This is a genomic window from Pseudomonas gorinensis (genome assembly GCF_042015035.1).
Taxonomy (GTDB): domain Bacteria; phylum Pseudomonadota; class Gammaproteobacteria; order Pseudomonadales; family Pseudomonadaceae; genus Aquipseudomonas; species Aquipseudomonas gorinensis.
The window spans coordinates 4,481,605-4,494,090 of record NZ_CP167125.1; the positions used below are offsets into that span (position 1 = coordinate 4,481,605).

The window sequence follows — 12,486 nt, forward strand, 5'->3', positions numbered from 1 at the left end:
GGCGGCCGTAACCGCCCTGCCGGCTTATTGTTGTTATGTCAGGGCTACTTGAAGTCTTTGACGTTGTCCGGGGTGATCAACTGGAAAGGGATCACCACGTTCTGCTCCACCGGCTCGTGCTTGGCCATCTTGCGCGCCGCTTCCACCGAACCCACCGCCTGGCCCTTGGCATCCTGGAACGCCGATACGGTCATGTCGCCCTTGGTGATCGCGCTCAAGCCGTCCGGCGTGCCGTCGACACCCGCGATCAGCACACTGCCCTTTTCCTTACCGGCCGACTTCAAGGCCATGGACGCACCGATGGCCATCTCATCATTGTTGGCCAGCACGGCATTGAATTCGCGGCCCTGGGTCAGCCAGTCGTTGACCAGGGTCATGCCCTTGTCACGCAGCCAGATGCCGGTCTGCTCCTGTTCGATCTTGATCCCCGGGTACTTGGCCAGCACTTCCTTCACACCCTTGGTGCGGTTGGTGGTGGAGTTGTTCGCCAGGTCACCCAGCAGGATCACGATCTTGCCCTTGCCACCGAGCTTTTCGGCGATGTACTGCATTTGCAGCTTACCGGCCTCGACATCATCGGAGGTGACGGCGACGACGTCCTTGGGCAGGTCTTTCTGGTCCGGACGACGGTTGACGAACACCAGCGGAATCTTCGCGGCGGTGGCGGCCTTGATGATGTTGGCGGTCGACGCGGTGTCGACCGGGTTAACGATAATGGCGTCGACGTTCTGGCTGATGAAGTTCTCGACCTGGCTCAGTTGCTTGACCACGTCGGCGCGAGCGTCTTCGAATTGCAGTTGCACGCCATCGCCCTTGGGATAGGACTTGGCTTGCTTGTCCATGTCTTCGCGCAGGTAGGTCAGGAAGGTGTCATCGAATGCGGACATGCTCACACCCACCTTGAGATCGGCAGCCGTGGCAAAACCGCTGGCCAGCATCATGGACAGGGCCAGCGCGGTAAAACGGATCGGGGTCTTCATGAACGGTCTGTCTCCAATTTCTTGTTGGTTTTGTGGACGTTGCGTTTATCAGAGCGAATTCGAGGGCAGTCGCACAATCGGGGCCCCGGGAATACAGCAGACCAGGGCGCCTTTGTTTTCGACGCACAGCACATTAAGGAAGGAGAAGTAGAATGGCCGGGCGCGGGGCAGGCCGCGTGGCGCAAGGACGGGGCGTAAAACTCGCAGTACAGCGCTGAAGATTTTCATCTGACGGTACCTGGTTGTTTTTGATCTTGTTTTTGTTGAGTCGCCCGAATCGAGTCCGAACGTACTTTCTGCAACCTGGAAAAGACTTTATTAGAAAATAATTTCCATATCAACCTGTTTTAGAATTTTATTCCATTTTTGTTGAAACCACCTGCTGGCGCTCGGCACTGAGGCGTGCGGCATCCAGTAGCCGGGTGGTTTCCAGTGCGTCATAGGCGTCCACCGGCAGCGGTCCCCGGCCTTGCACGGCGGCTTGCAACTGCCGATAGAACTGGGTCCAGCAGCCCTTCTCCGACGGTACCCGCTCGCGCTCCGGCCCCTGTTCGAACCACCCCCAGCGTCGATGCTCCTCAGCGCCCCAGTGCTCGCCTTCGGTTTTCGGCGACTTACCGGCCATCAGCGCCTCTTCCTGGCCATCCAAACCATCGACGGTGTAGCAACCCAAGGTGCCACTGACGCGAAAGCGCGGCGCCTGGCTATTTTGCAGGGCGCTGCCCCATAAGTGGGAAATCACCCCGTTGGCGTGGGTCAGGGCAACGAAGAAGCCATGGTCGAGGGTGGGATGTTGCGGGGTGAACTGCAACTGTGCGAATACCCGATCCACCGGGCCGAACAGTTGCAGTGCCTGGTCCACCAGGTGGCTACCCAGGTCGCGCAACCAGCCGCCACCGCTAGCATTGCCCACCGCTTGCGGGCTGTAGCGCTCCACACGGGACTCGAAGCGGGTGATGGTACCCAGCGCACCGGCGTCGATCAGTTTGCGCAGGGTCAGGTAGTCCGAGTCCCAGCGCCGGTTCTGGTAGACGCTGAGTAACACGCCCTGGCGTTCGGCGGCGGTGATCAGCGCCTGGGCCTGCTCGGCGTTGGCGGCGAAGGGCTTGTCGCTGACCACCGCCACGCCATGCTCGATGGCCTCCAGCACCAGGGCCGGACGGCCCTTGAGGGTGGTGGAAATCACCAGGGCGTCGACACCGGCTTCGACGATCTGGCCGATGCTGTCAAAGGCCTTGACCCCTGGAAGATCAGTGCTCAATTGCTGGCGGCGCTCGGGTGAACGCGTCACCACGCCGACAAACGCGGCGCCTGGCAGCGTTGCAATCAGCGGCGCATGAAAGAAGCGTCCGCCGTGGCCGTAGCCGACTAGTCCGATTCGCATGATCAACTCCTGAGTTGAATTGGAAACCCAATCAACGGTGGGAGGGGCTTGCCCTAATGCCAGTCATTAAGGCTTTTTTGTAGGAGCGAGCTTGCTCGCGAAAAACTCACAGGCGCCGCGTTCATTCAGGAAACACGCGTTATCGTTGACGTTCTTCGCGAGCAAACTCGCTCCTACACCTCCCACATTGACCGAGTGTTAGCCGTAGAAGCGTGGGCGATCCGGCAGGCTGACCTTGACGATCTGCCCACTGCCCTGCGCTTCGATACACGCATCCGCCGCCACCGCAGCCGCAAAGCCATCCCACGCCGACGGCCCGCCGACGTGCCCCGCCAGCACGCTATCAATGAAGGCCTGCAATTCCACGTCATAAGCGCCGATAAACCGGTCTTTCCAATCCATCAGAATCGCATTGGACAGTTTGGCGCCACTGCGCAATTGCACCTGGGACGGTTCCGGCAGCTTGGCGATGCCAGTCTCCCCCACCACTTCGCACTGGATGTCGTAGCCGTACTGGCAGTTCACAAACACTTCGACGTCGATGCGCGTGCCCTTGGCGGTTTCCAGCAACACGATCTGCGGGTCGCGCAGGTGAGCCAAGGCTTTACTGGTCTTGCGCGGGAACACCACTTGCACGGAAACATAATCGTCGTCGAGCAGCCAACGCAGCACGTCCAGCTCATGGATCAAGGTATCGGTGATCGCCATATCGGTCTTGTAGTTCTCGCCTACCGTCGGGTTGCGGTGGGCGCAGTGCAGCATCAACGGTTCACCGATCTGGCCACTGTCGATCACCGCCTTGAGGGCGCGATAGCCTTCGTCATACGGGCGCATGAAGCCCACTTGTACCAGACGCTTGCCGCAGGCCACTTCGGCCTCGACGATCTTGCGGCAACCTTCGGCGGTGACCGCCAGGGGTTTTTCGCAGAACACCGGTTTGCCGGCGGCGATGGCGGCGAGCACGAACTCTTCGTGGCTCGGGCCCCAGGAGGTCACGAGAACGGCTTGAACTTCAGGCGAACGGATCAGCGCGTGGCCATCGGCATACACCTCGGCGTCCAGCTTCAAATCGGCCACCACCTTGGCGGCCTGCTCAAGGTTGATGTCGGTCACCGCTACCACCTGGCTGTTGAGCAGGGTCTGGCTGCAACGACGAATATGGTCGCGGCCGATGGCGCCGGTACCGATTACACCTAGCTTCAAAGACATACAAACACTCCTCTTGTTATTAGTACTGCCGGGCCTTGGCCAGGTGTTCATTGAGTTTTTTCGCGGCGGCGTTGGTGCGCTCGCTGGTAGACACCTGCGCCACGCCGACCCGCCACCACGACAGGTAGCCGTGAACCATGGTCTTGGGCAGCACCTTGATATCGATCAGGGTCGAGACCGTCTGCTTGCGCGCGTCGGCCAGGGCGGCTTCCAGCTGTTCCACCGTGCTGACCTTGTAGGTCTTGCAGCCATAGGCCGCCGCGCTCATGGCGAAGTCCACCGGTACCAGGCCGCCGTCGAGCTTGCCGCTCTCGGGGTTGCGGAAGCGGAACTCGGTGCCGAAGCTGTCCATGCCATTGCCGATTTGCAGGTTGTTGATGCAGCCGAAGGCCATGTTGTCGAGCAGCACCACATTGATCTTGCGTCGCTCCTGGATCGAGGTGGCCAGCTCCGAGTGCAGCATCATGTAGGAGCCATCGCCGACCAGGGCGTAGACCTCCTTGGTCGGCTCGGCGAGTTTCACGCCAAGGGCGGCATTGATCTCGTAGCCCATGCACGAATAGCCGTACTCGACGTGGTAGGTGTTGACCCCCTTGCTGCGCCAGGCGCGCTGCAAATCGCCGGGCAGGCTGCCGGCTGCGGCGACGATGATCGCGTCGTCAGCCAGGCGCTCGTTGAGTACGCCGAGCACTCGGCTTTGGGTCAGGCACGAGCCGGTCAGTTCGATAAATTCACGCAGCACGGCGCGGTCCAGGTGGTCATCGACCTCAGGCACGAAGGCGTCGCCCTGGTATTCCACCGAATGCACGCGGTCGACTTCCGCCGCCAACCGGGCCTTGGCCTCGCGGACCTGCTCGCCCCAGCCGGCGCGGTAGTCGCCGAGGGCATCGGCCAGCGCTTCCAGGGCGACTTTGGCATCGCCCAGCACTTGCACGCCGTCGAGTTTCACCGCGTCGCAGGGGCTGATATTGAGGTTGAGAAACGTCACCTCGGCATGCTTGAACAGCGATTTCGACGAGGTCGTGAAGTCGGTATAGCGCGTACCGATACCGATGATCAGATCAGCCTCGGGCGCCAGCAGGTTGGCCGCCAGGCAGCCGGTTTCACCGATACCGCCAACGTTCAGCGGATGATCGGACACGACTGCACTCTTGCCCGCCTGGGTTTCGGCGAACGGAATATCAAAACGTTCGGCAAAGGCTTGCAGCGCGGCATTCGCGCCGGAGTACTTCACGCCGCCACCGCAGATGATCAGCGGTTTGCGCTTGCCCCGGAAAGCCGCCAACGCATCGCCGATCATCGCGACGGTGGCCGGGCGGCGGTCGATACGGTGCACACGTTTTTGCAGGAAGTAGTCGGGGTAGTCCCAGGCTTCAGCCTGCACATCCTGCGGCAATGCCAGGGTCACCGCGCCGGTCTCGGCCGGGTCGGTCAGCACGCGCATGGCATGAATCGCCGCGGTCATCAACTGCTCAGGGCGGTTGATGCGGTCCCAGTATTTGCTCACGGAGCGAAACGCATCGTTGGTGCTGATGCTCAGGTCGTGGAACTGCTCGATCTGTTGCAACACCGGGTCGGGCTGGCGGCTGGCGTAGACATCACCGGGCAACAGCAGCAACGGGATACGGTTGGCGGTGGCGGTCGCGGCGGCGGTCAGCATATTCGCCGCGCCTGGGCCGACGGAGGCGGTGCACGCGTAGATCTTGCGGCGCAGGTGTTGCTTGGCAAAACCGATAGCGGCGTGGGCCATGCCTTGCTCGTTACGGCCCTGGTGCACGACCAGGTCGCCGCTGTCCTGCTCCAGGGCCTGGCCCAGGCCGAGCACGTTGCCGTGGCCGAAAATGGTGAACACACCGGCGACGAACTTGCTCTGCACGCCGTCGACTTCGATGTATTGGTTGTCCAGGAACTTCACCAGAGCCTGGGCCATGGTCAATCGGGTAGTGGTCATGTGGCGTCCCTTATCGTTTTTGCAGGTGGGCGATGCTTGCCCCCAACGCCTGCTGGATATCCGTCAGCGCATGCACGCTTTCGGCAAACGGCTCGAACGACAGATAGCCGCTGTAGCCGGTGCTGAGCAAGGTGTCGATCTGGGCTGCATTGCCGAGAATGTCGCCCTCGCCCACCAGCACGCGGTGGCCGTCGCGGATCGAACTCAGCGGGGCCTCGGCCTCTTCCACGCCGGAGATATGCACCAGGCCGGTCAGTTCGGGGAAAAACGCCTGCTCGCCGGCCAGGTGGTGATGGAAGGTGTCGTGCACCAGGCGGAACACATCCAGGCCACCGATGGACTGGATCGCGTCCACCGCCACGCGTTTGTGGCGCAGGGCACACGCCTGGAAACCCAGCGGCTCGATAAAACCGAGAATCCCGTATTCGCGCAGGATCGGCGCCAGTTCGCTCAGTGCCGTGCGCAGACCGGCAGCGCGCTGGGCCTCGTCGCGGGTATCGCCGCGCTCATTGAACGGGCACATCACCAGGCCCTGGGCCCCGCATTCACGGGCGTAGGTGGCGAGCTCGATCGCCTGGGCGCGGCGTTCGGCGTTCCACACATCAAAGGGGTACAGCGCGTTGATCGACAGCACCGTGATGCCCTGTGCCGCGCACATTTCGCGCACGCGGCTGGCCGGGGTGCCGTATTCGATTTGACGGTCCTTGAGGTCGTTGCGAAGCTCGATGGCATCGCATTTCAAGGCCACGGCCAGCTGGATGAAATCCGGTAGGGACAGGTTGGGCGCGACCATACGGTTAAGGGCAAAGCGTAGAGGCGACTTCATTGTTGTTCTCCGTCCAAAACCGGTTAAAGGTCCAGCAGCCAGCTGTGCTGCGGGTCGTTATGGAAATGCCAGGCCCGCTTGGGGCCGGCCATCACGTTCAGGTAGTAGGACTCGTAGCCATACGGCACGCTGACCGGGTGATACCCCTTGGGCACCACCACCAGGTCGCTGTTTTCCACGGCCATGGCCTGGTCGATGCTGCGGTCGTCGGTGTACACCCGCTGGAACACGAAACCCTGGGGCGGGTTGACCTGGTGGTAGTAGGTCTCTTCGAGAAAGCTTTGGTGCGGCAGGTCGTCGGTGTCGTGCTTGTGCGGCGGGTAGCTGGACGAGTGCCCGGACGGCGTGCGCACTTCCACCACCAGCAGGGAATGGGCCGGCTCGCTGTCCGGCAGGATGTCGCACACGTAGCGGGTGTTGGCGCCTTTGCCACGCACGCTGCGCTTGCACTGCTCGGGGCGGATCAGGCGAGGTTCGTAACCCGCCGCACCGGGCGCGGCGCAGACCGCGATTTGCACGTCGCTCAGGGCTGTCACCTGGGCGTCGGTGCCCGGCGGCAAGTAAGCGGCGAACGGCGATTTGTCTTCGAACACCGATTGGCGATCCCCGAGGTTCTGCCAGTTGAAACCTTCGCCCTGGATCGTCACGCGACCGCTGAGCAGCACCAGGCACAGCTCCTGATCGCCGGCGGTGACAGGCAGGGTTTCGCCCAGGCTCAAGCGGTAGGCGGCAAAGCCCACGTACTCCAGGCGGCCGGCTTCCAGGGCGACCATGGTTTGGCCGCGTTTGCTGCTTTTGACCAACAAGCTCATCACCGGGTCCTCTCGCTGAGAAGGGCTCGCAAGGTGTCGTAGCCCTTTTTGGCATAGATATAACTGGGCGCCACCGCCGGGTCCTGCTCGGCTTCCACCACCAGCCACCCTTCGTATCGGGCCGCCAGCAGCACGTCGAGCAGCGCGGCAAAGTCAATATCGCCATCGCCGGGCACGGTGAAGGTGCCGTTGACGATGCAGTCGGGAAAGCTCCACATCTGGTTGCGCGCCAGTTGCACCACCGGCTTGCGCACGTCCTTGAAATGCACGTGGCAGACGCGGTCGATATGCTTGCGCAGCACCTCGAGGGGTTCGCCGCCGCCCATGTAGCAGTGGCCCGAATCGAACAGCAGGCCGACTTCCGGGCCAGTGCGGCGCATCAATTCGTCGATGTCTTGCGGGGATTCGACGTAGGCGCCCATATGGTGGTGGTAGGCCAGGCGCACGCCCTGGGACAGGGTGAAGCGTGCGAGTTCCGTGAGTTTGTCGGCGTAGTCCTGCCACGCCTGCTCACTGTGCAAACGCGGGCGTTCAATCAGGCGGATGCGTGAGCCCTGGATCGAATCGGCGACTTCGCCGTACACCAGTACGGTGGCGCCGTTTTGTTTCAGCAGTTCGACGTGGCCGGCGATGGCCTCGATTTCTTCCGCCACCGAGCGCCGGGCCAGGCGGCTGGAATACCAGCCGGAGACCAGCGCCAGGTCATAGGGACGCAATACGTCGCCGACGCCCTTGGCGTCCTTGGGGAATTTGCCGTTGAGTTCAAACCCTTCGTAGCCGATTTCCTTACCTTCGCTCAAGGCAGTGCTCAGGGGCGTTTCACCGCCCAGGGCCGGCAGGTCGTCGTTGCTCCAGGAGATCGGGTTGATGCCAATTCGGATTGCGGGCATGGCTGCACCTATTGTTTTTATCTGACTTAAGCCTGGTGAGATTTGCTTTTATGTGGGAGGGGACTTGCCCCCTCCCACATTGGAATTGCATTGCACATTGAGAACGGTGATCAGGTTCGGGCACTGCGCCAGGCGCCGATGAGTTGCTCAAAGGTCGCCTGTACCTGCTGAATCAACGTCTCATCATCGATCTCCCCCGCCATCCACAAACGACTCGGTTCCTGGAAGATCGTACGGCCCACGGCAAACCCACGGCAGGTGCTGCTCTGACTGGCGTTGCGGAACCCCTCGGCCAGGCTTTCGGCTGACGCATTCAGGCCCAGCAGTACCACGCCACGGCAGTACGGGTCGCGTTCCTGGATCAGCGCATCGAGCTTTTTCCAATCCTCGGCCGGCTGCGCCTCGATCTTCCACCACGCCGGGTAGATACCCAGGTTGTACAGGCGCTTGAGGCTGCGGTAGAGCACGTCCGGGTAGGTGGACGGATGATCCTTGGGCGGGATGACTTCCAGCAGCAGTTCATGACCGCTGACCAGGGATGCCTCATACACCGCCTTGAGCTGGGCTTCCTGTTCCAGGCGCAGCAATGGCTCGTCATCGGGGTGGTATTGCACCAGGCACTTGATGATCTGCTCCTGGGGCCAGGCGATCAGGTTGCTGCCGATCGACCGCCCATGCTCGAACGCCAGGGGCCGCGAGTTCTGCACCTCCACCGGACGCGCGATCCACCAACCACGACCGCTGGCGGCGTTGAGCGCGTCCTGGCCAAAGCGCTGGTCGGCGAGCAGGCCCACATCGGCCGCCACGCCCTGCTCGCGCAGCTTGTGCTCCACCCGCTCCACCGCCTGGATAAACAGCTGCTTGATCGCACTGATGCGCGTCAGGTCCTGCCCACCGCGCTGCGCCAGGTCGACCAATTGCCAGCGGTGGTCGAAGGCGAAAATGAACAGCTGTTTCCACGCCTTGCGGGGCACGCTGACGCGGTGCAGGCGTTGCAGGGTTGCGTCCTGGTCCGGGCGGGTAATCGGTACCGGGCTGTTGAACAGGTAATCCAGTTCGGCCGGCGTCGGCATGGCCGGGGCGCAGGCGTGGCGGGAGACCACCAGGCCGCCGCAGGCATTGGCCAACTGGCTGCAACGCTCGTCGCTGGCGTCGTTCAGCCAACCGCTGAGGAAGCCCGACATAAAGGCATCGCCGGCGCCCAGCACATTGAGCACTTCAACGCGCACGCCGGGGTAGATCGCACCGTCTTCCAGCCGCGCAGGGATCGCACCGTGAATCACCGTGCAACCCTGGGGGCCGAGCTTGACCACCAGGGTCGCCGGGGTCAGTTCGCGCACGGTGCGCAGGGCGGTGAGCAGATCTTCACTGCCACCGGCGATCAGAAATTCTTCTTCCGTACCGACGATCAGGTCGAAGCGCGGCAGGATTTTCTGCACATGCTGGCTGACCTTCTGGTCGGCGACGAAACGGGTCTCGCCATCGGCCTTGCCCGCCAGGCCCCACAGCACCGGACGGTAGTCGATATCCAGCACCCGCTGGACGTTGTGCTTGGCTGCATAGTCCAGGGCCTGGATGCTGGCCTTGTACACGCCGTCGGTGGAGAAATGCGTGCCGGTGATCAGCAACGCCTTGCTGGAGGCGATAAAGGCTTCGTTGATGTCTTCGCCGCGCAGGGCCATGTCGGCGCAGTTTTCACGGTAGAACACCAGGGGGAAGGTCTCGCGGTCCTTGAGGCCGAGCAGCACCAGCGCGGTGAGGCGCTCCGGGTCGACCTTGATGCCGCTGACGTCGCAGCCCTCACGTGCCAGGGACTCCACCAGGAAACGCCCCATATGGTCGTCGCCCACCCGGCTGAGCATGGCCGACTTGAGCCCCAGCCGGGCGGTGCCGAAGGCGATATTGGCGGAGGAACCGCCGAGGTATTTGGCGAAACTGGACACGTCCTCAAGCCGTGCACCGACTTGCTGTGCATAGAGGTCGACGCCCAGGCGCCCGAGGCAAATCAAATCCAATTGACGCCCACTGGCAAAACGAGTCTGGCCCATGCTGGCTCCTGTTATTTTTATCAGCCTGCGTTGTGCCGCCGTAGCGACGGCAAACGCTCTTGGTGGAAGCAGACTAGAACGTTCAGCGTCCTCAATCAATATTTATTCCAGAATTATTTTTAGTGGAATATTTTTTCCAATACGTCAGCATAGGGGCCTGCCAGCCCGCGTGGATCGTTTCAGCAGACCACGGGCCCGGTGATGCCGGGGTATTTTTTTGCGCCTACCCTGTAGACTTGCGTCCACCCATCAGCGCACCGAAGAACAAGCCAGAAGGATTGCCCATGTCCCGCACCGATCAGCCGGCCACGCCCGAGACCGCTTCCCAAGACACTCTCGCCAGCCCTCCGATCAATGCCGAACGCTTGTTGCAGCTGATCACCGATGAGTACGAAAGCCTGCCGCGCCAGCTCAAGCGCATTGCCAGTTATATGAGCCAGCAGAGCGACCGGATCATGGTCGACCGCATCAGCGACATCGCCCGCGAATGCGAAGTGCACCCGTCGGCCATCGTGCGGTTCTCCCAGCGCTTCGGCTTCAGCGGGTTCAGTGAGATGCAGGCGCTGTTTCGCGAGGCCTACACCCACAAGACCACGCCGGTGCAGAACTACCAGCAGCGCATCCGCAGCATGATCGCCAACAAGTCGCAGAAAGCCAGTGGCGGTGACCTGGCGCGCGAGTGCGTCAACGCCACCCTTTCGGGGATCGAACGCCTGGGGCTGGAGCTCGATGATGCAGCCTTCGAGAAAGCCGTGGACCTGGTGGTCAACGCTGACAATATCTACGTGGTGGGCGTACGGCGCTCCTTCGCGGTGGCCGATTACCTGGTCTACAACCTGCAACACACCAACAAGCGCATTCACCTGATTTCCGGCCTGGGTGGCAGCTATCGCGAGCAGATGCGCAGCGTGCGCGCCAACGACCTGGTGATCGCCATCAGTTTCACCCCCTACGGTAAAGAGACCCAGCACTGCCTGCGCATCGCCCAGCACCACCAGGCCAAGACCCTGATCATCACCGATAGCAACCTCTCGCCCCTGGCCAAGCGGGCGAATGCGGTGCTGCTGGTCAATGAGGGTTCGTCGTTTGCCTTCCGTTCGTTGAGCGCCACCTTGTGCCTGTGCCAGGCGTTATTCATTGCCGTGGCGTATCGACTGGAATTGAAGGTGGACGAAATTCACGAGCAAGTCGGATTCGACGACTGACCATCAAACACCCCAAATCAAATGTGGGAGGGGGCTTGCCCCCGATATAGGGTATCAGTCGCCGGCTCGGCTGACTGACACCCTATATCGGGAGCAAGCCCCCTCTCACAAATAACTCGGATCAGTGCATGAAGATCGCGATCAGGATGATCACCGGGATCGGCACGCCGAGGAACCACAGAAGTAATGAGCGCATGGTGTTCTCCTTGAGTTAACGAACGTAGGTTTCGGTTTCGACGTACACCACGGCATCGCGGCGACGGCCACCAAAGGTCGCGGCGAAGCTGGCAAAGAAGGCGCCGATCAACAGGGCGACAAAGGTCCACAGTGAGGTATAGGCGGCGACTTTGGCGGCCGTATCCGCGGCTTGCTTGGCTTTGAGCTTGGCGTCTTCGACCGCTTTACGGGCATCGCCGTAGACTTTGTCGATACGCGCTTCGGCATCGGCCTGGCTGAGGTTGGTGCGCTGGCTGATCAACTGGGCCAGGTAGGCACGGTCGTCTGCGGCGAGTTGGCCATCATTGCTCAGGGTGCGGGTGAAGATGCGTGCAACCACGCCATGGGCAGCGTCATCACTGACGGCGACCGGGCGATCATCACGAAACAGGCTGTCGACGTAGTAGTCGAAGTCGCCGCCGTTAACGCCTTTGGCTGCGCTGCCCGCGGCTTGAGTGATCCCGTTGGCCGCGCCTGCTGCCACGCTGGCACCGGCTTTCACACCACCGCTCACCACACTGCTGACCGAACCGACCACCAGCACTGCGGTGATCAGCGTGGCGACCGCCCAGGCCAGGAAGCCATGGGCCGTGTCGCGAAAGTACACCTCATCGCCATGCATATTGGCCCACTTCACCCGCAACCGGCCGGCGATGTAGCCGCCCAGGCCCGAGGCGACGATCTGGGTAAAGGCCAGCCAGACAATGGTGGAAATGCCAAGGCCCTTGGCGCTGATACCGCTGTCGGCCCACGGCGACACCGCCGAAAAGCCCAGGCCGAAGCCCAGCAGCACCAGGATCAGGGACAACGCAGCCGCGGCAGCGGCCCCGGCGAAAATCGCCCCCCAGGAAACCCCGGAGAGCGTGCTCGACTCTTGCAGCGTGGATGAGGATGTAATCATTGTTGTTCAGCTCCCGGCAGGAAATTAAGTGTTACAAGTCTCAAAAGGGACAGTGCAGCCAGCG

At 62.0% G+C, this 12,486-nt stretch carries 11 protein-coding genes; 1 reads left to right on the forward strand and 10 read right to left on the reverse strand.

Features of this window, described 5'->3' with window-relative positions; all coding sequences use genetic code 11:
- Positions 1-44: 44 nt before the first annotated feature.
- The 9 genes from AB7933_RS20325 to AB7933_RS20365 form a co-directional block, all read right to left on the reverse strand.
- A complete protein-coding gene (locus AB7933_RS20325) occupies positions 45-980 on the reverse strand; it encodes a sugar ABC transporter substrate-binding protein (protein ID WP_024076020.1) in 936 nt (311 codons plus the stop codon).
- A gap of 48 nt (positions 981-1,028) precedes the next feature.
- Positions 1,029-1,208 (reverse strand): hypothetical protein, encoded by a 180-nt coding sequence (locus AB7933_RS20330; RefSeq protein ID WP_081730344.1) that lies wholly within the window; start codon positions 1,206-1,208, stop codon positions 1,029-1,031.
- A gap of 127 nt (positions 1,209-1,335) precedes the next feature.
- Complete coding sequence (locus AB7933_RS20335) at positions 1,336-2,364, reverse strand: Gfo/Idh/MocA family protein (protein ID WP_024076021.1); 1,029 nt, start codon at positions 2,362-2,364, stop codon at positions 1,336-1,338.
- A 198-nt stretch (positions 2,365-2,562) separates the two neighbouring features.
- Positions 2,563-3,573, reverse strand: a complete 1,011-nt coding sequence (locus AB7933_RS20340; protein WP_024076022.1) for a Gfo/Idh/MocA family protein — start codon at positions 3,571-3,573, stop codon at positions 2,563-2,565.
- A 19-nt stretch (positions 3,574-3,592) separates the two neighbouring features.
- Positions 3,593-5,524 (reverse strand): 3D-(3,5/4)-trihydroxycyclohexane-1,2-dione acylhydrolase (decyclizing), encoded by a 1,932-nt coding sequence (gene iolD / locus AB7933_RS20345; protein WP_024076023.1) that lies wholly within the window; start codon positions 5,522-5,524, stop codon positions 3,593-3,595.
- 10 nt (positions 5,525-5,534) lie between these two features.
- Positions 5,535-6,350 carry a TIM barrel protein gene (locus AB7933_RS20350; RefSeq protein ID WP_024076024.1) on the reverse strand — a complete coding sequence of 272 codons (816 nt, stop codon included), beginning with the start codon at positions 6,348-6,350 and terminating at the stop codon, positions 5,535-5,537.
- A gap of 23 nt (positions 6,351-6,373) precedes the next feature.
- On the reverse strand, positions 6,374-7,162 hold the full coding sequence (iolB, locus tag AB7933_RS20355; protein WP_024076025.1) for a 5-deoxy-glucuronate isomerase: 789 nt from the start codon (positions 7,160-7,162) through the stop codon (positions 6,374-6,376).
- Positions 7,162-8,052 carry a myo-inosose-2 dehydratase gene (iolE, locus tag AB7933_RS20360; protein ID WP_024076026.1) on the reverse strand — a complete coding sequence of 297 codons (891 nt, stop codon included), beginning with the start codon at positions 8,050-8,052 and terminating at the stop codon, positions 7,162-7,164. The genes iolB and iolE overlap by 1 nt, the downstream gene beginning before the upstream one ends.
- Before the next feature lie 110 nt (positions 8,053-8,162).
- Positions 8,163-10,100, reverse strand: a complete 1,938-nt coding sequence (locus AB7933_RS20365) for a bifunctional 5-dehydro-2-deoxygluconokinase/5-dehydro-2-deoxyphosphogluconate aldolase (RefSeq protein WP_024076027.1) — start codon at positions 10,098-10,100, stop codon at positions 8,163-8,165.
- Positions 10,101-10,384: 284 nt separating this feature from the next.
- Between AB7933_RS20365 and AB7933_RS20370 the strand changes: the two genes are divergently transcribed.
- Positions 10,385-11,305: a MurR/RpiR family transcriptional regulator gene (locus AB7933_RS20370; RefSeq protein ID WP_024076028.1), complete on the forward strand. Its 921-nt coding sequence runs from the start codon at positions 10,385-10,387 to the stop codon at positions 11,303-11,305.
- A gap of 211 nt (positions 11,306-11,516) precedes the next feature.
- Here the strand turns inward: AB7933_RS20370 and AB7933_RS20375 are convergent, their stop codons facing one another.
- Positions 11,517-12,422: a hypothetical protein gene (locus AB7933_RS20375; RefSeq protein WP_024076029.1), complete on the reverse strand. Its 906-nt coding sequence runs from the start codon at positions 12,420-12,422 to the stop codon at positions 11,517-11,519.
- Positions 12,423-12,486 lie beyond the last annotated feature (64 nt).

Excerpts from the sequence above, each read along its gene's own strand:
- AB7933_RS20325 (WP_024076020.1), bottom strand. The coding sequence starts at position 980 with ATGAAGACCCCGATCCGTTTTACCGCGCTGGCCCTGTCCATGATGCTG.
- AB7933_RS20330 (WP_081730344.1), bottom strand. The coding sequence starts at position 1,208 with ATGAAAATCTTCAGCGCTGTACTGCGAGTTTTACGCCCCGTCCTTGCG.
- AB7933_RS20335 (WP_024076021.1), bottom strand. The coding sequence starts at position 2,364 with ATGCGAATCGGACTAGTCGGCTACGGCCACGGCGGACGCTTCTTTCAT.
- AB7933_RS20340 (WP_024076022.1), bottom strand. The coding sequence starts at position 3,573 with ATGTCTTTGAAGCTAGGTGTAATCGGTACCGGCGCCATCGGCCGCGAC.
- iolD (WP_024076023.1), bottom strand. The coding sequence starts at position 5,524 with ATGACCACTACCCGATTGACCATGGCCCAGGCTCTGGTGAAGTTCCTG.
- AB7933_RS20350 (WP_024076024.1), bottom strand. The coding sequence starts at position 6,350 with ATGAAGTCGCCTCTACGCTTTGCCCTTAACCGTATGGTCGCGCCCAAC.
- iolB (WP_024076025.1), bottom strand. The coding sequence starts at position 7,162 with ATGAGCTTGTTGGTCAAAAGCAGCAAACGCGGCCAAACCATGGTCGCC.
- iolE (WP_024076026.1), bottom strand. The coding sequence starts at position 8,052 with ATGCCCGCAATCCGAATTGGCATCAACCCGATCTCCTGGAGCAACGAC.
- AB7933_RS20365 (WP_024076027.1), bottom strand. The coding sequence starts at position 10,100 with ATGGGCCAGACTCGTTTTGCCAGTGGGCGTCAATTGGATTTGATTTGC.
- AB7933_RS20370 (WP_024076028.1), top strand. The coding sequence starts at position 10,385 with ATGTCCCGCACCGATCAGCCGGCCACGCCCGAGACCGCTTCCCAAGAC.
- AB7933_RS20375 (WP_024076029.1), bottom strand. The coding sequence starts at position 12,422 with ATGATTACATCCTCATCCACGCTGCAAGAGTCGAGCACGCTCTCCGGG.